This window comes from Paenarthrobacter nitroguajacolicus (assembly GCF_051027655.1).
Taxonomy (GTDB): domain Bacteria; phylum Actinomycetota; class Actinomycetes; order Actinomycetales; family Micrococcaceae; genus Arthrobacter; species Arthrobacter nitroguajacolicus.
In genome coordinates, this window is sequence record NZ_CP073234.1 from 1140746 (window position 1) to 1160794 (window position 20049).

A 20049-nucleotide genomic window follows, 5' to 3' on the forward strand; every position below is an offset into this window, starting at 1 on the left:
GAGTGGGGGCGGTCCCCAACAGCCCGCCACCACTCATCCCCCCAATTGTGATCACGTGGGCGCCACATCCACCGGAAACCCGTTCTCTGATTCCGGTGTCAGGCTGCAAGCCGCGTTCACACATTCATGATTGTGCCACGATCTAATGGTTTTGTGAAAGTCTTACGCCGAGAGACGTTGCTTTCGCCGCGCAAAAGACTTGGAGAACCAAATTCCAGCGAGTCCGAGGCATGTGAACAGGGCAGCCGAATAGTTGATGAGTACCCGCAACCAGGCCTCCGAAAATGGAATGAGGGGGAAGAGTTGGGACGACAGGAGCAAGGAAAGTCCCAACAGCAGGAACCCCGAGGCCACCCGCAACAGTATGGGGGCCGTGCTGACCACGGTGCGCCAGATGGCAGGTACCAGGCAGGCCGCCACGAACCCCGGATACAAGCGGCCCATCGCCGCGTATCCATCCAGGGAGGGCCCCCATTTCAGTCCGCTCATCCCCGCCGAGGATCCTTGCGTGTCCGTGATGACGAAGAAGTAGATAGTCAGTGCACCAACGATTGCCGCGGCGGTGATCCCGACAGGTCCTCGGATGGCGCGCACGGCTGAGGCTGAGCCGAAAGCGGTGGCGATCTTGATGCCCATGAAGAAGAACGTGCCGTACAGCAGGAACCGCAGGATCAGGTTGCCGATGTTCATCCCGCCGAGCCAGCCGTCAATGACCAGATAGGGTGCCTCGATGCTGATGAGGATGCTCAACGAGATCAGCGAGAAAATGTAGAAAACCTCACGGTTCTCTCCGCGCAAGGCGCTCGGAACCCGGGCGAGGGTAATCGCCAGGCACACTGCCAGCGTGACCCAAGGTAGGACAGCCGTCATCCGAGGTTCTCCCAAATTCGTTCAGTTCGTTCGTGGTCTTGTTCCTGCCGGCGCAGTGTCTTGCCGAGCGCCAAAAGCCGTTCGCCTGCCAATGTCACCAGTCTGCCCTGCGACAACTTGTCCAGCGCTTCCTGGCGGGCATTGGCCGGCCACCCTGCTTCAGCCTCAGTGATCAGCCCACCGGCGACCAAACCTCCCGCAGGCCCAACCCCGGCTGCGCGCGATGTTGCGATGGCCAACTCCGGCGGAAGCCTGTTGGCGGTCAGATGGGCGGAGAAGTTCTGTGGCGCAATCCCGGTGGCGTCGCTGACCCGGTGCCGCAACTCGCCGTCGTCGATCGCGTCTACCCAGTTACGCACTGAGGTGGGGTGCGGTGGTTCAGAAAGACGCGGAGCGGGGGCTGTACCGGGCCCGTTCCGGTCCACCACTGCACGCAGCAGATCGATGGTAGCCACCTGGCTGACGAGTTCGCAGGGCGTGGGTGGGACGGGGTCACCCCGGAGTTCGGCGTAAAGATCGAAAGTGGACAGGGCTTGCACAGGATTGATGTGGAAGCCGCGGCTGATGCTCACCAAAGTGGACTCGGCAACCTTGCCGCGTACCAGTTGCTGGGCCAGTGTTGTTCGCTTGATGCCGGCGATCCTGCAGACGTCAGCAGTGCTGGCATCGGGCGCAATGCCATGAAGCCAGCGCTGGAACGCCTTGGACGGTAAGGGCATGTGGGACTTTCCTGGACGGGCCGCGAGGGCAAGGCTGCGTAAGCCGTAAGTGGGAGTACGAAACGATTTTACGCCGAAGCCACATTGAATTATGCTTGATGATTGAACCCGCTGGTCCGTACACCCCCCAAGTCCGGACCAGCGGGTTTTTCCATGCCCGCGGGAATCGCGGCCTGAATTTCTGCGTTCCCTTGCTGGAGGATAGACAATGACTGCAACTTTGGTGGCCAAGGATCTTGCCGGTGGTCATGGCCATCGCACACTTTTTTCGGACCTGTCCCTAACCGTCGCGCCAGGCGATGTAGTGGGTGTGGTGGGCGCGAACGGTGCCGGTAAGTCCACGCTGCTGCGCATTCTCGCCGGCGTTTACCAGCCCCAGGCAGGGAGCGTCAACCTGGCGCCTTCGGACGCTTTCGTAGGCTGGTTGCCGCAGGAACACGAGCGTACCGCTGACGAAACAATCGCGGCATATATTGCGCGACGTACTGGCTGTGCCCAGGCAACAAGCGACATGGAATCCACCGCCGAAGCTCTCGGCTCGGGGGCTCCCGGCGCAGATGACGCCTACTCTTTGGCCTTTGACCGGTGGATGGCCTCGGGCGCCGCGGACCTGGAGGACCGGGTTCCCGCTGTCCTCGCCGACCTCGGCTTGGAGCTTGGCGCCGACGCCCTCATGACGGGCCTTTCCGGTGGTCAGGCTGCGCGCGTGGCTTTGGCCGCCTTGCTGCTCAGCCGCTTTGACGTGGTCCTCCTGGACGAACCCACCAACGACCTCGACCTTGACGGACTCGCCCGGCTTGAGGCCTTCGTCCAGGGCCTCCGGGGTGGTGTGGTCCTGGTGTCGCACGACCGCGAATTCCTGGCCCGCTGCGTCACTACCGTCGTGGAACTGGACCTCGCCCAGAACTCCGTGGCTGTATACGACGGTGGCTACGAAGCGTTCCTCGAAGAGCGCGCCGTGGCCAAACGCCATGCCCGGGAACGTTACGAGGAGTTTGCGAACACCAAGGCCGACCTCGTCTCCCGTGCACGCACCCAGCGTGAGTGGAGCTCCCAAGGCGTCCGGAACGCCATGAAGAAAAACCCGGATAATGACAAGATCCGTCGCGCCGCGAGCAGCGAATCGTCGGAGAAGCAGGCCCAGAAAGTCCGCCAAATGGAGTCCCGTATCGCGAGGCTCACCGAGGTGGAGGAACCGCGCAAGGAATGGCAACTGCAGTTCAGCATCGGCCAGGCGCCCCGCTCAAGTGCCGTCGTCGCCACCTTGCGCAACGTCGTCGCCCGCCAAGGTGACTTCACGCTGGGTCCAGTGAACCTCCAGCTCAACGGCGGCGAGCGCATAGGCATCACCGGACCGAACGGGGCCGGGAAGTCAACGCTTTTGCGCCTGTTGTTGGGGACGCAGGAACCGGACGACGGCGACGCCTCCATGGGTGCGTCCGTGGCCATTGGCGAAATTGACCAAGCGCGCGGACTGCTCGACGGCGGGCGGCAGCTTGGCGACGCTGTTGAAGCTGTGCTGGTGGACTGGAACAGTGCGGATGTGCGTACTCTCTTGGCAAAGTTCGGGCTCAAGGCGGATCACACCTCCCGCACAGTGGATTCGTTGTCTCCGGGGGAGCGGACCCGCGCTGCGCTTGCGTTGCTGCAGGCCCGTGGCGTGAACCTGCTGGTGCTGGACGAGCCCACCAACCATTTGGATCTGCCGGCCATCGAGCAGCTGGAGGAGGCGCTGGAAAGTTATGAAGGCGCGCTCCTGCTGGTCACGCACGATCGCCGGCTGCTGGAGAACGTCAGGCTCGATTCGCGCTGGCATCTGGAAAACGGACAAGTGCAAGAACTCCACCACACCCCAAGCCAGGAGAAGTAACCCATGAGCATGGACCGCGTGGCCTGGAGCTCGCTGTACAACATCACTACCGCCAAGAGCGGCTCGAAGCCGTTCTCCAAGGAAACCCTGAAGCGGGTCATGGCTTTTGCCGCGCCGCATAAGGGCAAGCTGGTTGCCTTTGTGATCGCCTCCATCGCGGGTGCTTTCCTGGCCGTCGCTACTCCGGTGTTGGCCGGTCAGGTGGTGGATGCCATCATCGCCAACGCCGGTGTGGGTACGGTGATCTGGTTGGCCGTCCTGATCGCCATAGTCGCCGTTGGCGAGGCGGGCGTGGGCTTGGTGACCCGCTGGCTGTCTTCCATCATTGGCGAGGGTGTCATTGTGGACCTCCGCACGCGTGTGTTCGATCATGTGCAGCGCATGCCCATTGCGTTCTTCACCCGAACCCGAACCGGTGCCCTGGTCAGCCGCCTGAACAACGATGTCATCGGAGCCCAGTCCGCCTTCGCCGGCACGCTGTCCGGAGTGGTCAGCAATGTGGTGGCTCTGGTCCTGACACTTGTGGTCATGCTCAATACTTCTTGGCTGGTGACCGTGCTGGCCATGGTGTTGCTGCCGATCTTCCTGATTCCGGCGCGGCGGATGGGCTCCAAACTGGCGGACCTCCGCCGCGAAGCTGCCGCGCACAACGCTGCCATGGGCACGCAGATGACGGAGAGGTTCTCCGCGCCGGGCGCCACGCTGGTGAAATTGTTCGGCCGCCCGGACGAGGAATCCCGTGAGTTCGCTGAGCGGGCCGGCCGGGTCCGGGATATTGGGATCCGGACTGCCATGCTGCAGTTCACTTTTGTCACGGCCTTGACCTTGGTGTCGGCACTGGCTTTGGCCTTGGTTTATGGCCTGGGCGGTTGGCTGGCAATTGGCGGGCAGCTGGCACCCGGTGACGTGGTGGTTCTCGCTCTCCTCCTCACCCGGCTCTACGCTCCGCTGACGGCGCTGTCCAATGCCCGCGTGGAAATCATGAGTGCTTTGGTCAGCTTTGAGCGGGTCTTCGAAATTCTGGACCTTAAGCCGCTGATCACCGAGAAGCCGGACGCCGTCACTGTTCCGGCGGGACCTGTGGCTGTGGAATTCGACGACGTACGCTTCTCCTACCCTTCCGCCGAGAAGGTGTCACTGGCTTCTCTTGAGGACGTCGCCACCCTGGATACCCGTGGAGGCGAGGAAGTTCTGCACGGAGTCAGCTTCCGGGTGGAACCGGGGCAGACCGTTGCCCTGGTGGGTTCCTCCGGTGCCGGCAAGTCCACAGTGGCCCAGCTGCTCTCGCGCTTGTACGACGTCGACTCCGGCACAGTGCGCCTTGGCGGCCAAAAGCCCGGAACAGGCGTGGACGTCCGCGATCTCAGCTTCGATTCGTTGCGGGACACCATGGGCATGGTGACCCAGGACGGTCATCTCTTCCACGAAACCATCGCGTCCAACCTGCGCCTCGCCCGGCCGGACGCTACGGAAGCCGACATGTGGGATGTGCTCCGGCGCGCACGTTTGGAGCCGATGATCCGGTCCTTGCCTGATGGCCTGGAAACCGTGGTGGGGGAGCGCGGCTACCGGCTCTCCGGTGGTGAACGCCAACGGCTCACCATCGCCCGCTTGCTGATCAAGCAGCCTCGCGTCGTGATCCTCGACGAAGCCACGGCTGCGTTGGACTCCACCAACGAGGCCGCCGTCCAGGCGGCCTTGGGCGAGGCGCTCGAGGGGCGCACCGCCGTCGTGATTGCCCACCGGCTGTCCACCATCCGTGCTGCTGACGCCATTCTGGTGGTTGAGGACGGCAGGATCGTGGAGCGTGGCACACATACTGAGCTGCTGGCTGCGGATGGACGATACGCCGAGCTGTATCAAACCCAGTTCGCCGAAGCCACGGCGGTGGCCCAGGAAGCGGTCCCGGAGCTGTAACCCATGTAGGTCGCAGATGAAGCCGTTCTGAGCTGTCAAAACGGCCTTAACTGCGACCTACTTGGGCGGGGTGAGCGCTGGAAGTACGTGGTCGGTGAGCAACGGGGCCAAGTCCGTGGGAAGAGGCGCGTCGAGGTCCAGCCAGCGGATCTCGGCGATCTCCGCCGAGGGGTGCGCCTCCCACGTTCCGGGCGCAGTAAAAACGGTGGCTTCGATGTTCGTTGCTGCCTCGTTGGCCGCCACAGCCAGCCACACGCCGAGCGGCTCGAGGCGGTTCGGTGCCACGTCGATGCCGACTTCTTCCAGGAGTTCACGGGAAGCGGCCTCCGCGGCGGTTTCACCGGACTCTGGTTTGCCACCGGGGTGCATGAACTTCTCAGTGCCACGCTTGCGGACGGTCAGGAGCTGGCCTTCGCCGTTGTAGACGCAGACGGCGCTTACGACGATCAGGTCCGTGCCGGATGTACTCATGATTGCCTCCCGGCGTCGATCCGGACCAAGTGCGATTCAAGCAGCAGGTTCTTGGCGGGCCCTTGGACATCCCACGTGAAGCTGAACGAGTCAGGACCCTCCCAGAGGTAGCTGACCCGGTAGTCGTCGGGGTCGCACCAGTGCTTATCCTGGTTGCCCTGTTCGGAGAAACTCATCACATGGAAGGGCCTGCCGTCGGGGAAAAACACGTCCATCGACTCCGGCCCGGAACCCGGTTTCAGGAGGTACTCGCGGAATGCCGGACCCGAATGGGTAGGCCAGTGCATGGTTCCGTCTTCGCGGTAGTCCAGGCCGCCGTCGGGGTTCCGGGTATAGCGCACGACGCCGGTAAAGGTTCCGTTGGTGCCGGACGTCCGGTCCAGGAGAGTGCGCTCCACAACCCAGCTGCCGGCCAAGTAGGCCTGCAAGTCCTGGGTGGGCTGCTGGTGGTTCAAGTGCCCTCGATTGGAATCGAACCAACGACACCGGCTTTAGGAGAGCCGTGCTCTATCCACTGAGCTACGAGGGCCTGTGTGTCCATGGCTCTTAATCCCACTGCTGGAGCTCGAGGGCCCGGACACGACTACAAGCATACAAGCTGCGGGGACGCTGCCCGAACACCGCTAGGCTGGCGTTCATGAAAGGGCACGCGACTGCACCGGCGCCAGCTGGATCGTTCCTTCCGGATACCCGTGGCATCAGGGCGAACATCGGAGGGTGGGCGCAGCTGAGCGTGGTCCAATACTTCGTAGCCGAGGCCGCCGTGATCGAGGCCTGGGCAGGTCCCGGGCCCTACAGCAGGGCCACCGGATTCATCAGTGACCTCGGAGCAATTTCCTGCGGGATCTACGAGGACAGAGCCGTCTGCTCGCCTTTGCACTGGCTGATGAATGCCTCGTTCGTGGTTCAAGGCCTGGCGCTGGTCCTCGGGGCGTTGTTTCTGACGGCAGGGTTGCTGAGTGTGGCCGCGCGGCCCGGAGTAACGGCACGACGATTTCGAGCTGTTGCGGACGACTCGCCTCAGACGCGGGTCCTGACCGTGCCCTGGATCCTGGCTGTCGCCATCCGGATCCTCACCGGTGTCGCCGGAGTGGGAACGGTCCTGGTGGGATTGGTTCCCGAAGACCTCGGATCGCCCTGGCACTTTGCGGGCGCACTGATGTTCTTCATTGGGGGAGGTTTTGCACTGCTCCTGTTAGGCATCCTGTGGTTCCGTCAAACCCCGATCAGTTGGTTCCTCGCTGCCTGCGGGCTCGTCTGTATTGGCGCCTTGGTCATCGGCGCCATCACCGGGATGGAGGTGCCCCAGCCGGGTTTGCTGGAGCGGTTCATGGGCTACCCGGTGACCATCGGACTGGCAGCGGCCGGCTTGGTGATTGCCCAGCGTGTCCACACGGAACGGAAAGTACTCAGGGCACGCTGAGGAAGTATTCGCGGAAGCTGTTGAGGGAGGAACCGCCCGGGTAGCCCAGATCCCGCGCGCTGGCGGACACGGCATCGTCCGGCGAGAAGATACTGATCCCGAACGTACCTGACTGAAGTTCTTCAGTTTCTTCGAGCATGGGCGGAAGCGCGTTCCCGAGCACGTCAGCGAGGACGTCCGCGTCGTGGCTGCTTCCGACCAACTTGACGGTGATGAAATTTCCGGACGTGTTCATGTTGACGTTGAGCTTGGCGGATTCAACCCCGGTTACCGACAAAGCGGCTGCCTCCAGGTCTTTGCCCAGGCGCTCCGCTTTGGACGGGCCGCCGAGTCCGCAGGCGGACGCGCTCATGATGAGCAGGCCCATGGTTAAAGCTGAAACGGCGGGTTTGAAAAACCTTCGGAAGCTCACTGCTTGGGGCTCTTCCTGCCCAGGAACACTGCCAGCACGCCGCACAGGAGACTGATCAGGAACAGCACCCACGACGCGACAGTGACAGCTGAGGCCAAGGCCACCGAACCGGCGTCGGGCGTTTCCGCGGCCAACACGGAATCGATGGCGACATTGGACCACAGGTGGGCCACGTCGAACAGCAGGGGAGCGGCCCACATGGCCCAACGCCACGACTTTCGCGCCACATTGGTGCCGATCAACAGGAGCCAACTGAAGCCGAAGATCAGCGGAAACAGGGTGCCGGCGGTCTTGTGGACGTAGTTGAGCTGGCCGCGCGCCGAGTCATCCATGGCCTCTCTAAGCTGGACGATGTAGTCCTGTGAGAAGCCGCCAATCAGCGAATCCGGCATCGCCAGGCCACCCGAGAGCTGCGTCATCTGGTTCAGGGTGAGCAAGTGCAGGTACCAGAACAGGAACAGGCTGGCCACGACACCCGCGATCACAATGAGTTTGGAGTTGCTCTGCGCCTTTTGTGGGGTGCGCTGCGTGGTGGTGTTGATCACAGGCGGTAGCGAGTGATCGGGAACCACTGCCTTTGTTCCGTGCTTCTTGACGCGCTGGGCTGGTGTCTTGGCCATGTCATCCATTATTCCGCCACATAAGCTGGATCCATGACCACCGGCAGGCACACAGCAACTGAACTCGATCCTTCACTGGATGACTACCAACTGGCCAGCGCCCTGGTCCGTGAGGCGGGCCAGCTGGCGCTGCTCATGCGGATGGGGGGACTGCAGGGCGAACGCAAGACGTCAGTGTCCGACGTCGTCACTGCAGCCGATCACGCAGCCGAGGCTTACGTTTTGGAACAGTTGCGGCGCTGCCGTCCGGAAGACGGCATCCTCGGCGAGGAGGGTGCCTCGGTGGCGGGGACGAGCGGCCGGACCTGGGTGATCGACCCCGTTGACGGCACCTACAACTTCCTCCACGGGTCCACATACTGGTGCTCGGCCATCGCCCTCAAGCGTGACGACTCGGACCATGGCGGCAACCCGGTCACCGATCCGGAGGTGTTGCTGGGCGCCATCTACCAGCCCGAACTGGATAAGCTCTGGCTGGGAGGGGCGGAACGTCCGGCCACCCTGAACGGCGAGGCGATCACCGGTTCAGGCGACCTCCCCGTTGGCCAAATCTCCGCAGCCACGTACATTCACCCCACCTGGCTCGCAGACCCCCGCGCGGCCATGCCATGGCACGCAGCCGCGGTCTCCGCGGCGTCGCTGCGTATGTTCGGTTCCGGCTCCTGCGACCTCGGCCGGGTGGCTGACGGGGAGCTCGGCTGCTGGTTCCAACACAGCTGCCCCGAATGGGACTGGCTCCCCGGCAAGGCGATCGTCCGCGCTGCCGGCGGGGACACCGCCGTCGTGCAGGTCAACGGATTGAATTGGTTCGTGGCGGGAGGCCCGACGGCGGTGCGCGAGTTGAGCGCCGCCCTCACCTCTGTTCCCCAATTTGCCTAGCATCAGCCGCTGCTGACCGCGTCGCCTTATAGTGTCAGGGGCACCGCCTAGACTGGTAGGCACCATGGATATGTTGTTTGACCCCTACGCAGGCGGACCCTTCAAAGCTGGCACCAAAGCCGCAGTCAAGGCTGCCCCGGAACTTTCCCATTCCGGCGGTGGCGCCTCCGGGCCGCGCCTCCAGGAAGGAACGGGCGGGGCTGGAAACGCTCCCCAAGCACCTGCCCAAGGGGGATGGGGCAACCAGGGCGCCCACGGGTTGCCGACCGCTGAGGCGCTCCTCCAAGGACTGAATCCGCAGCAGGAAGAGGCCGTGAAGCACGCCGGAAGCCCCTTGCTGATCGTCGCGGGTGCAGGCTCGGGGAAGACGCGCGTCCTGAGTAACCGGATCGCCTACCTCATAGCCACTAAGCGCGCGCATCACGGCGAAATCCTGGCCATCACCTTCACCAACAAGGCAGCAGCCGAAATGCGGGAACGCATCGAAGCCTTGGTTGGCGCCCGGGCAAAGGGCATGTGGATTTCCACGTTCCATTCGTCCTGCGTGCGAATCCTTCGCCGGGAAGCTGCGAACGTCGGGCTGAATTCGAACTTCTCCATCTACGACTCCGCTGATTCCCTGCGTCTGATCACACTCGTGGCAAAGAACCTGGACCTGGATCCGAAGAAGTTCGCGCCGAAGGCCATCCAGCACAAGATTTCGGCGCTCAAGAACGAGCTCATTGATGCCGACTCCTACGTCTCCTCGGCAAACCACAACGACCCCTTCGAACAGGCTGTAGCCGAGGTTTTCAAGGGCTACACGCAGCGTCTCCGGCAAGCCAATGCGATGGACTTCGATGACCTCATCGCCGAAACCGTGTACATGTTCCGGGCCTTCCCTGCGCTCGCGGAATCCTACCGGCGCCGCTTCCGGCACGTGTTGGTGGACGAGTACCAGGACACCAACCACGCGCAGTACGCGCTGGTCAGGGAAATCGTCGGCTTGGGAACAGACACGGACGTGGCACCGAGCGAACTTACTGTGGTGGGCGATTCCGATCAGTCCATTTATGCTTTCCGTGGCGCGGACATCCGCAACATTGTGGAGTTCGAGCACGACTACCCCAACGCCCGCACCATCAAACTGGAGCAAAACTACCGATCCACGCAGAACATCCTCAGCGCTGCCAATTCGGTCATCTCCCGCAATCCCAACCGCCAGGAAAAGCGTTTGTGGACCGCGGAAGGTGACGGCGAGAAAATCATTGGCTACGTGGGTGAGAACGAACACGACGAAGCCCAGTTCATAGCCAAGGAAATCGACCGGCTGCAGGATGAGGAAGACTTGCGTCCGGGCGACGTCGCCATTTTCTACCGCACCAACGCACAGTCTCGCTCCATTGAAGACGTCCTTGTCCGGGTGGGACTGCCGTACAAGGTTGTTGGTGGAACGCGCTTCTACGAGCGCAAGGAAATCAAGGATGCCCTGGCCTACCTTCGCGTCCTGGTGAACCCGGACGACGACGTCAACCTTCGCCGGGTACTGAACGAACCCAAACGCGGGATCGGTGATCGTGCTGAGGGCGCCGTGGCTGCCTTGGCCGAACGTGAACGCACCTCGTTCATGGCCGCTGCGCGCCGTGCTGACCAAGCGCCGGGCATGGCCACCCGCTCCGTCAATGCTGTCCTGGGCTTCGTGAAGCTGCTCGATGACCTTGCCGAGGTAGCCTCCGGCTCTGGTGCTGCCGCTGCCTTGGAAGCCGTCCTCGAACAGACCGGCTACTTGGCGGGGCTGCGCGCCAGCAACGATCCCCAGGATGAGTCCCGCGTGGAGAACCTCGCCGAACTGGTGGCTGTGGTCCGGGAATACGAGCGCGACAACCCGGACGGTTCGCTCGGCGAATTCCTGGAGCAGGTCTCACTGGTGGCCGATGCCGACCAGATCCCGGATGCGCCGGGTGCGGACATCGATGCCGCCGTCGCAGAGGCCAAGCGAATGGGCGTTGTCACACTCATGACGCTGCACACCGCCAAGGGCCTGGAGTTCCCGGTGGTGTTCCTCACCGGTATGGAGCACGGCATCTTCCCGCACCAGCGCTCCGCCACGGATCCCAAGGAACTCGCGGAAGAACGGCGCCTGGCCTATGTGGGCCTCACCAGGGCGCGCAAGCGTCTCTACGTCACTCGCTCGGAGGTCCGCAGCATGTGGGGCCAGAGCCAGTACAACCCCGCCAGCCAGTTCCTGGAAGAGATCCCTTCCGAGCTGGTGGAGTGGAAGCGCGAGGGAATGAGCCGTCAGGCCGCAGGCGGTTGGGGGAGCGCCCCCATCGGGTCCAACCGCTACGGTGGTTCATTCTGGGGTGCGGGCACGTCCCGCGGTGCTGCCGCAAGCCCAACCGCAGGGTTCGACGCCGACGTACCTGCCGCCGTCGTACGCAACAGGGTCCAGCCGCAAAAGGAAGTCATTTCCGTGGTGGTGGGGGACAAAGTCAACCACACGAGCTTCGGCAACGGCGTGGTGCTGGGCATCGAAGGCGCGGGGGACAAAACGGTTGCGAAGGTGAAATTCGACGTCGGCGAGAAGCGGCTGCTATTGCGGTATGCACCCCTGACCAAACTCGATGCATGACACGGCACGGCATAATGAGGGGCATGCGACGGACTGTTTGGGGGATCCTGGCCGCCTTGATCATGGTGCTGGCCACTGGGTGCTCTTTCGCCACCGAAGATCCCAACTATGTGCCGCCGGCTCCGTTGCCGCCGCTGGAGCAGCTCCAGCAGGTTCCTGTCACTGAGCAGACAACCCTGTCGGCGGGCGAGGATGTCACAGCGTTCATCACTGCTGACAAGAACATTGTGTGCGCCCTGACATCTTCCCGGGGCGGGCACCTCAACCTTCCCTATGAAGCCAACTCCTACTCCGACGCGGCCAACAACAAATTCGCAGTTGTTCCTGTGGCGCATTGCGAGCTGGCCAAATATGCCAAACCGGACCTGGATGACATCGTGGAGGACTGCGCAGGAACAGGCCTTGGCTACCTCGGGGGGACGGCGCTGTTGACTCCGGAGAAGGCGGTCTATGGCTCATGTCGTTCCGGCGTAACACAAATGGAGTCCGAGTTCGGGCCAAAGGGCAGTGGCGGGGGTCCCATTTCCAAACTCCGGGAGCTTCCGGAAGGGCAGAACATCGAGCGCAACGGTCTCCGGTGTTCGGCCTATAACGGCGGCGTTGCCTGCGGAAACGTCTCAGGTGGCGTGGCATTCTTCGTGAACCGCGAGGGATACCAGCTGATTTCCGACGGCGGCAAAACGGTCCGCGGGAACCTGAAAGAAGCGTCCTGAACCGTCCCCGAACGCCCTCCGACAGCCCAAAAACCGCGTCATTATGCGGTTTTTCTACATCCGATAGAAGTGTAAGGTTACTCACTTAACAGGTAGTGTGTAGCTGGCGGGACTCCTCAAAGGGCTAAAGTTCCGAGAGGACCTTACGCAATGTGACCGGCTTCAATCCCGGTTGTTACCGCGTACTTTCCGCAGCTGGCTATCGCGGTCATCGCGGTTCCCGGCTGAACAGAAAACTACTTCGACGTAGAAGGACACTAAACCGTGGACCTGTTTGAATATCAGGCGCGCGATATGTTCGAGGCGCACGGTGTACCCGTGCTCGCCGGCATCGTGGCGCACACTCCTGAAGAAGCGAAGGCAGCTGCCGAGAAGATCGGCGGCGTAACTGTCGTAAAGGCACAGGTTAAGGTTGGTGGCCGCGGCAAGGCTGGCGGCGTCAAGGTTGCCAAGACCGCCGAAGAGGCGCTTGAGCACTCCACCAACATCCTGGGCATGGACATCAAGGGCCACACCGTCAACAAGGTGATGATTGCCCAGGGTGCTGACATCGCCGAGGAATTCTACTTCTCAGTCCTCCTGGACCGCGCCAACCGCAACTACCTGGCCATGTGCTCGGTAGAAGGCGGCATGGAAATCGAGCAGCTTGCAGTCGAGCGTCCCGAGGCCCTGGCCAAGATCGCCATCGACCCCGCTGTGGGCATCGACCAGGCCAAGGCTGACGAGATCGTCGCAGCTGCAGGTTTCGCCGAGGAACTGCGCGGCAAGGTAGCCGACGTCATTCTGAAGCTCTGGGACGTTTTCAAGAAGGAAGACGCAACCCTGGTTGAGGTCAACCCGCTGGTCCGTACCGGCGCAGGCGAAATCGTTGCCCTCGATGGCAAGGTCTCCCTGGACGAGAACGCTGACTTCCGCCACGTGCACCACGCACACCTGGAAGACAAGGACGCGGCTGACCCGCTCGAGGCCAAGGCCAAGGCGCAGGACCTCAACTACGTCAAGCTGGATGGCGAAGTAGGCATCATCGGCAACGGCGCCGGTCTTGTGATGTCTACCCTCGACGTCGTTGCTTACGCCGGTGAGAACCACGGCAACGTCAAGCCCGCCAACTTCCTGGACATCGGCGGTGGAGCATCCGCCGAGGTCATGGCCAACGGTCTGGACGTTATCCTTGGCGACTCCCAGGTCAAGAGCGTGTTCGTGAACGTCTTCGGTGGCATCACTGCTTGTGACGCCGTTGCCAAGGGCATCGTCGGTGCACTGGCTGAGCTCGGTTCCTCCGCGAACAAGCCGCTGGTAGTTCGCCTCGACGGCAACAACGTTGAGGAAGGCCGCCGCATCCTGACCGAGGCCAACCACCCGCTGGTTACCCTGGCCGCCACCATGGACGAGGGCGCCGACAAGGCCGCCGAGCTCGCCAACGCAGCTAAGTAAAGGGACGCGACAATGTCTATCTACCTCAACAAGGACTCCAAGGTCATCGTTCAGGGCATCACCGGCGGCGAGGGCACCAAGCACACCGCCCTGATGCTCAAGGCCGGCACCAACATTGTTGGTGGCGTCAACGCCCGCAAGGCCGGCACCACGGTCCTGCACGGCGACAAGGAAATCAACGTCTTCGGCACCGTCAAGGAAGCCATCGCTGAAACCGGCGCTGACGTCTCCATCGTCTTCGTTCCCCCGGCATTCACCAAGGACGCCGTGGTTGAAGCCATCGAAGCCGGCATCGGCCTCGTCGTTGTCATCACCGAAGGTGTGCCGGTTCAGGACTCCGCCGAATTCTGGGCACTCGCCCAGTCCAAGGTGGACGCTGACGGCAAGCAGATCACCCGCATCATCGGACCGAACTGCCCCGGCATCATCACCCCCGGCGAGGCCCTGGTTGGCATCACCCCGGCGAACATCACGGGCAAGGGCCCCATCGGCCTCGTGTCCAAGTCCGGTACCTTGACCTACCAGATGATGTACGAACTCCGCGACCTCGGCTTCTCCACCGCGATCGGTATCGGTGGCGACCCCGTCATCGGCACCACGCACATCGACGCCCTGGCAGCTTTCGAAGCTGACCCGGAAACCAAGGCAATCGTCATGATCGGTGAGATCGGTGGCGACGCTGAAGAGCGCGCAGCCGACTTCATCAAGGCCAACGTCACCAAGCCGGTTGTTGGCTACGTTGCCGGCTTCACCGCTCCCGAGGGTAAGACCATGGGTCACGCTGGCGCCATCGTGTCCGGTTCCGCCGGTACGGCCCAGGCCAAGAAGGAAGCTCTCGAAGCCGCTGGTGTAAAGGTCGGCAAGACGCCGTCCGAGACCGCCAAACTGCTGCGCGAAGTTTACGCAACGCTCTAGCCTTTACAGCTAGCTCACGACGACGGCCCGCCGCCTTCCGCACGGAAGGTGACGGGCCGTCGTCGTTCGTTAAGTTAGCTGACGCGGGCCGAAGAGTCTGGGGGAAAACTCCGACCCGCGCCAGGTCCTAGGGGCTGGCTAGGCGATGATCTTCAAAGCCTGCCAGCCGGTGCCGAGGCTGATGGGCGGTACGTTGCTGAACGCTCCGCTGCCCGTGCCCGGATACAGCCACAGGGTGTCTGCGATGCGGCCTATGACGTCGTTGCTGCCATCGCCGTTGAGGTCGCGGGGCCCGGCTATCGCTGTTCGGTTGTCCCAACCCGTGGAGATTTGCTTCCACTGGAGCCATCCGCGGGTTCCGTTTCCGGGATACAGCCAGAGGGCGCCGGTGTCCGAGCGCCGCGCGAGCACGTCTCCCTTCCCATCTCCATTAAAGTCCCCCGTGCTGAAGATTGCATTCATCACATTCCAGCCGGATCCAATGGTGGTGGGCGTCCGCTGGCCACCGGTGCCGTTGCCTTCGTAGAGCCGCAACTCCCCTGAGCTGAGCCGGCCAATGAAGTCCGGAATGCCGTCGCCGCTGAAGTCTCCAGGGGAGAACAGTTGGCTCATGGTGCTCCAGCCGGTACTGACCTGTACCCGGGCCCCGAAACTGCCTGCACCGTTACCGGGGTAGAACCACAGGACGTCACCGGCACGGGCAAGCAAGTCAGGTTTGCCATCCTTGTTGAAGTCACCGGGGGTGATGGTGTCAGTCACGGTGGACCAGGCGGGTGCCGGTAGGGCTACTTGCCGGGGCAAAAGGCCGCCCGCGCCGTCCCCAGGGTAAAGATACAAATTACCGGCGGTGTCGGAGGCCAGGACATCGGCTTTACCGTCCCCGTTGTAGTCATGGGCCGACGGCGGTCCGGCTGCGGGCACGGTGTACGTCTGGGTGCCCACTGGCGAGGTGTTGCCGGCCGTGTCCACCCCGATGTACTTGAGGACGAGGTTGGAACTCCCCATGACAATCGGAGCCGCGTACTTGATATTCGTGGCTGATTCCGTTGCCGTGGGCGTGCTGCCATCGGTGGTGTAGTAAATGGCAGCTCCGGGTTCATTCGCCGAGAGGGTGATGGTGGCCCCGCTGGCCAAGGCGCGGCCGGTGGGGTTGGCTGTGACCACAGGGGCCGTGGTGTCCGGCGGAACCGTGTACGTCTGGGTGACCACGGCGGAGACGTTCCCTGCAGGATCCGTGGCGAAGTACTTCAGCGTCATGGGTGCCGTGCCGGGGAACGCTATCGGTGTGGAGTACACCTGCCCGGCAGTCGACGGGTCGGTACCATCGGTGGTGTATTTGATCACCGAGTTCGCTTCATTGACCGTGAGGGTGATGGTGGTGCCGGGAGCGTAGGCGCCGCCCACGGGGCTGGCTGTTACCACCGGTTTCGTCACATCCGGGCCCGTGGAGTAAGTCTGGGTGACCACGGTGGAGGGATTGTTCGCGGTGTCTACGGCGAAGTACTTCAGGGTCCTGGGCCCGTCGAGAGTGATTGTTGCCGTGTTTGGATAGCTGACCTTAGTCGGGGTCGCCGTGGTAGGCGTGGACCCGTCGATTGTGTAGTAGATGGTGGCAGGTTCATTCACGGTCAGTGTGACCTTTTGCCCGATGTCGTAGGTGCCACCCGCGGGTGTGGCTGTCACCACGGGGGCAACGACGTCAGCGGTGATGTGCGCCTCGAACTCCGCCAAGCCAACGTTGGTGGTGGACCCGCTGACTGAGCTGATGTTGAAGCGCACTGAACTGACGGTCCTGGCAGGAAAATTCACCGTCAGCCCGGAACCGTTATTCGGGAGGGCAGAAACCAGGACGGTGCTGCCATCCGAGAAGGTGAGATTGCCGCCGGTTACCTGGTCGCTTGTTAGCGGACGATCAAAAAGCGTCACGGCGTTGATGGTACGCGCAGGGGTGAAGTTGTACTGGATCCAACTGCCTGCCCGGCCGCCATTGGTGACCCACTCCCGGTTGGCGTCCATGGGGGTTCCCCAGGCATATCCGTCCCGCGCTTTCTCGGGACTTTGTCCCGAGGCTCTCTGAGAGGACGCTGAAACGGTTGTTCCCGCCGATTTCGCCGCGTTGCCGGTCCACTCGATGGCTGTAATGTACTGCCGTTTGAGCCAGTCGCTGTACGGCACGTCCGGGCAGATGTTCCCGCACAGGAACTCGTCGAATTCGGCAAAGTGCCGAAAGGTGTTGACCTTGCTGGTGAGTTCGGCGCCAGTGACGTTTTGCGCGTACTCGTCGATGACATAGGCATCGTAGGCGGACGAGGTATGCGGTCCGGTGTAGGCGCGAGTGGCTAACTGACCGAATTTTGCCGCAGCCCAGTGGTCGCTGTGGTCATAGGGGGTGGTGAAATTGCCTGTCCAGTCCTGGGTGCGGAACGTGGTGGGTTTGTAGTTGGCCACCAGCCGGTTCAACACAGTCTGCAGCAGCGATTTTGAATACGTGGCCGATCCGTCCACAGGCCGAATTGAAGAAATGCGTCCGTCCCACAACTTCAGGATGCTCTGGCCATTGAAACGGCTGCTGCCATTGCCGTTGGGGAAGCCGTCCGGAAGCCTCAGGAAAACCACCGAGATATTCGGCGCCGCGTTGAGCGTGTGGACAGTCACCGGTCGCTCGGGTACACCGGCGTCCGAAGCCGTCCATGCATTGGCGACCCCCGCCATCAAGGCGTAGCTTGACCGGATCCCGTCCTCAAGACCGGCCCAATACGATTGGCCTTCTCCGGCGTCGCCCGCTGTGAGGTAAATCGTCTGGACGCAACGCTTTGCTTGGACATCCCGCATGAAATCGGGGCTGATGAAGATCAGGTCATCGTCCGTATGCGCAACGATCTGCTGGGCACCGCCGGTCCCGGGACAAGGGGGTACGGCTGCCGAGGCGGGCGGGGCAAAACCGAAGACAAATGAAGAAAGGGCAACACCAAGGCCCAGCAAGAATCCAAGGATTCGCCGGACGAATGAACGGGTGCCGATGAGTGATAAGCGGGTATGACGACGAGCGTATTTTGGACGGTCCACAACCATTGCTCCTTGAGCAGATGTTGGGCCCCCCAGCCGGCAAACTTACGACGCCCCCAGGACGTCATTTCGAATGGAGTTATACACTGCCCCGATTACCACTGGTGCGAAAGCGATGCAGTGAGCGCTACTGTACTCCCGCAGATGGGCCATGGGTAGGGTTCCGGCAAACATCCACAAAATTCCTGAAGGGCATCAACCGTTCGGCGTCGGGAAGCTGGGAGGCCTCCGGATGCCATTGGACAGAAACGACCCACCGCGAAGGGTCTTCCAAGGCCTCCACGGTTCCGTCGTCCGCCACGGCAGTGACTTGCAGGCCTTCGCCTACCCGGGACACGGCCTGATGGTGTCCGGAGGCGATCTTGATGATCCTTCCATCAGGAGATCCATACAGGCCTGCGGTCTTGGAGCCGGCCGTCAGCACCACATCATGCCAGGCCCATTCGCTGCTCTCGGGATCGTGCGGATCCAGGCCGTTGTGGTTGACCGCCGACGGTGCCATGTCCTGGATTAGTGTTCCACCGTAGAGGACGTTCAGCAGTTGGTGTCCCCGGCAGACGCCTAACAGCGGCAGCCCGGCGTCGATGGTTGCCCGTGCAACATCCATGTCCAGGTGGTCCTGCTCAGGGTTCACATCGTAAAGCGACTCGTCAGGATCCTGCCCGTAGAGGCGTGGGCTGATGTCTCCGCCTCCCGGCAGCAACACGCCGTCGAGCGTTTGCATCTCGGTGGCCAGCCGCCCGGCGCTGTCAGCGGAAACAGGGGTCAACAGGACCGGAACTGCGCCTGCCTCGCGCAGCAGGTCCACGATGTACGTAAAGAGCTCATTGGCTTCACCCACGCGGGCGTCGGGGGTGTCCGAACTACTGAGACGGACCGGAACGCCGATGCGCGGACGCGCAACTCTTGAACTCTTCATGCTTCATGATGCACCGGACTGCTGCCGCACACCCAAACACCCGGCCGTGGAGCCGGCGGACCACTACGCTGAAACCATGAATCGCTCCGGAGCCTTGAACCCGAGTCCGCGAACGCTCGACGTCGAAAGCGTGGTCCACTTCCACCAGCTGGTTAGCGCAGGGGCCAGGTCCATGAACGGATGGCACGCGCAGTCTCTGGACCTTCGGGGCCGTTCCCAGGACCTCAGGGCCCTGGACCCCCAGGGTGCGATCTTCCTGGGATGCACTTTCGACGACGGCGTGGAAGAAAGCCTCCGCCGGCGGGGAGCCCTGATCTTCCCCCAGCTTCACAAGGTGCCCTTCAACCCGTACCGAAGCAGCGTTTACACGGCCAATGAACTGTACGAGGACATCGCCTCCACGGAGTACGAATCCACCCTCGATGCCCGCGTCTACGAATGGAGCATCCTGCCCGGGCAGCGGGGCAGCCTGGACGCCACCCTCGCCGCAGCCCTGCACGATCACGCCATCGGCGACGCCTTGGACGAGCTGCTGGACCATGGCGCGCTCTCCGGCAGAAAGATGGTTGGCGTCATGGGCGGACACGCCGCGCAACGGGGCACCAATGCATTCGCCGACGCCGCGCGGCTGGGACGGTTACTGGCTCAAGCAGGCTTTACGGTAGCCACGGGCGGAGGCCCCGGCGCCATGGAAGCAGCCAACCTTGGTGCCTACTTGAGTGGACTGCCCGACGCCGACTCCACGGCCGCGCTTGAGGCGCTCGCCGCTGTGCCGGGGTTCAGGCCCTCCGTGACGGCTTGGGCGCGGCAAGCAGCCGCCGTCGTCGAACGTTACCCCGGCGGCACCCCGACGCTCGGAATCCCAACATGGTTCTACGGTCATGAGCCGCCGAATTTGTTCGCCACCCACATCGCCAAATACTTCGCCAACGCCGTCCGGGAAGCGATCTTGCTGGAGCTCTGCAATGGAGGGATCGTGTTCCTCCCGGGCGCGGCAGGGACGGTGCAGGAGATCTTCCAGGACGCGTGCGAGAACTACTACGGAGCCCCGGAGACCATTACTCCCATGGTGTTGGTGGGCCGCGAACACTGGGAACAGACCTTTCCTGCCTGGCCCATGTTGCGCAGCCTCGCGGCCGGGAAGCCCATGGAGGACAGGATCTTCCTGGTGGATACGGTGGAGGACGCGCTCGCAGTGGTTGTCGGGTAG

Annotated in this window: 17 protein-coding genes and 1 tRNA gene; 9 read left to right on the forward strand and 9 right to left on the reverse strand. The window is 62.7% G+C overall.

The genetic code is table 11. The features are described from left to right. Positions 1-162: 162 nt before the first annotated feature. Together KCX59_RS05765 and KCX59_RS05770 are read right to left on the reverse strand one after the other, a co-directional pair. On the reverse strand, positions 163-870 hold the full coding sequence (locus KCX59_RS05765) for a hypothetical protein (RefSeq protein ID WP_091465741.1): 708 nt from the start codon (positions 868-870) through the stop codon (positions 163-165). Further along, positions 867-1589 (reverse strand): hypothetical protein, encoded by a 723-nt coding sequence (locus KCX59_RS05770; RefSeq protein ID WP_179018139.1) that lies wholly within the window; start codon positions 1587-1589, stop codon positions 867-869. Before KCX59_RS05770 ends, KCX59_RS05765 begins: the two co-directional genes overlap by 4 nt. 208 nt (positions 1590-1797) lie before the next feature. On the opposite strand from KCX59_RS05770, the gene KCX59_RS05775 reads away from it, so the two are divergent. Then, positions 1798-3459 carry an ABC-F family ATP-binding cassette domain-containing protein gene (locus tag KCX59_RS05775; protein ID WP_179018140.1) on the forward strand — a complete coding sequence of 554 codons (1662 nt, stop codon included), beginning with the start codon at positions 1798-1800 and terminating at the stop codon, positions 3457-3459. 3 nt (positions 3460-3462) lie between these two features. After that, positions 3463-5376: an ABC transporter ATP-binding protein gene (locus KCX59_RS05780; RefSeq protein ID WP_178994290.1), complete on the forward strand. Its 1914-nt coding sequence runs from the start codon at positions 3463-3465 to the stop codon at positions 5374-5376. 57 nt (positions 5377-5433) lie between these two features. On the opposite strand, the gene KCX59_RS05785 is transcribed toward KCX59_RS05780, so the two are convergent. From KCX59_RS05785 to KCX59_RS05795, 3 genes are all read right to left on the reverse strand, one after another. Beyond that, positions 5434-5847 carry an NUDIX hydrolase gene (locus tag KCX59_RS05785; RefSeq protein ID WP_179018141.1) on the reverse strand — a complete coding sequence of 138 codons (414 nt, stop codon included), beginning with the start codon at positions 5845-5847 and terminating at the stop codon, positions 5434-5436. After that, positions 5844-6302, reverse strand: a complete 459-nt coding sequence (locus KCX59_RS05790) for a DUF6314 family protein (RefSeq protein WP_179018142.1) — start codon at positions 6300-6302, stop codon at positions 5844-5846. The genes KCX59_RS05785 and KCX59_RS05790 overlap by 4 nt, the downstream gene beginning before the upstream one ends. Position 6303: 1 nt before the next feature. Next, positions 6304-6376 (reverse strand) — tRNA-Arg (locus KCX59_RS05795). 108 nt (positions 6377-6484) lie between these two features. Here KCX59_RS05795 and KCX59_RS05800 point away from each other — a divergent pair. Continuing rightward, positions 6485-7270, forward strand: coding sequence for a DUF998 domain-containing protein (locus KCX59_RS05800; RefSeq protein WP_178994295.1), 786 nt, complete (start codon positions 6485-6487; stop codon positions 7268-7270). On the opposite strand, the gene KCX59_RS05805 is transcribed toward KCX59_RS05800, so the two are convergent. Beyond that, positions 7257-7637 (reverse strand): hypothetical protein, encoded by a 381-nt coding sequence (locus KCX59_RS05805; RefSeq protein ID WP_218649485.1) that lies wholly within the window; start codon positions 7635-7637, stop codon positions 7257-7259. The genes KCX59_RS05800 and KCX59_RS05805 overlap by 14 nt on opposite strands. Positions 7638-7678: 41 nt before the next feature. After that, the gene (locus KCX59_RS05810; RefSeq protein ID WP_179018143.1) at positions 7679-8302 is read right to left on the reverse strand and encodes a hypothetical protein; all 624 of its coding nucleotides are present in this window, start codon (positions 8300-8302) and stop codon (positions 7679-7681) included. 33 nt (positions 8303-8335) lie between these two features. Here KCX59_RS05810 and KCX59_RS05815 point away from each other — a divergent pair, with 33 nt between their 5' ends. The 5 genes from KCX59_RS05815 (at position 8336) to sucD (ending at position 14854) form a co-directional block, all read left to right on the forward strand. Next, entirely contained in the window at positions 8336-9181 is an 846-nt protein-coding gene (locus KCX59_RS05815) for an inositol monophosphatase family protein (RefSeq protein ID WP_178994301.1), read from the forward strand. A 64-nt stretch (positions 9182-9245) separates the two neighbouring features. Continuing rightward, positions 9246-11792: a DNA helicase PcrA gene (pcrA, locus tag KCX59_RS05820; RefSeq protein WP_179018144.1), complete on the forward strand. Its 2547-nt coding sequence runs from the start codon at positions 9246-9248 to the stop codon at positions 11790-11792. A 14-nt stretch (positions 11793-11806) separates the two neighbouring features. After that, positions 11807-12505, forward strand: coding sequence for a hypothetical protein (locus KCX59_RS05825; protein WP_178994426.1), 699 nt, complete (start codon positions 11807-11809; stop codon positions 12503-12505). Between the two features lie 264 nt (positions 12506-12769). After that, positions 12770-13939, forward strand: a complete 1170-nt coding sequence (gene sucC, locus KCX59_RS05830) for an ADP-forming succinate--CoA ligase subunit beta (protein ID WP_011773779.1) — start codon at positions 12770-12772, stop codon at positions 13937-13939. 12 nt (positions 13940-13951) lie between these two features. After that, positions 13952-14854 carry a succinate--CoA ligase subunit alpha gene (gene sucD / locus KCX59_RS05835; RefSeq protein ID WP_091465756.1) on the forward strand — a complete coding sequence of 301 codons (903 nt, stop codon included), beginning with the start codon at positions 13952-13954 and terminating at the stop codon, positions 14852-14854. A 138-nt stretch (positions 14855-14992) separates the two neighbouring features. Here sucD and KCX59_RS05840 read toward each other — a convergent pair whose 3' ends face one another. After that, positions 14993-17926 carry a chitobiase/beta-hexosaminidase C-terminal domain-containing protein gene (locus KCX59_RS05840; RefSeq protein WP_179018145.1) on the reverse strand — a complete coding sequence of 978 codons (2934 nt, stop codon included), beginning with the start codon at positions 17924-17926 and terminating at the stop codon, positions 14993-14995. Positions 17927-18047: 121 nt separating this feature from the next. Next, the gene (locus tag KCX59_RS05845) at positions 18048-18839 is read right to left on the reverse strand and encodes a gamma-glutamyl-gamma-aminobutyrate hydrolase family protein (RefSeq protein ID WP_178994308.1); all 792 of its coding nucleotides are present in this window, start codon (positions 18837-18839) and stop codon (positions 18048-18050) included. A 76-nt stretch (positions 18840-18915) separates the two neighbouring features. On the opposite strand from KCX59_RS05845, the gene KCX59_RS05850 reads away from it, so the two are divergent. Continuing rightward, on the forward strand, positions 18916-20049 hold the full coding sequence (locus KCX59_RS05850; RefSeq protein ID WP_179018146.1) for an LOG family protein: 1134 nt from the start codon (positions 18916-18918) through the stop codon (positions 20047-20049).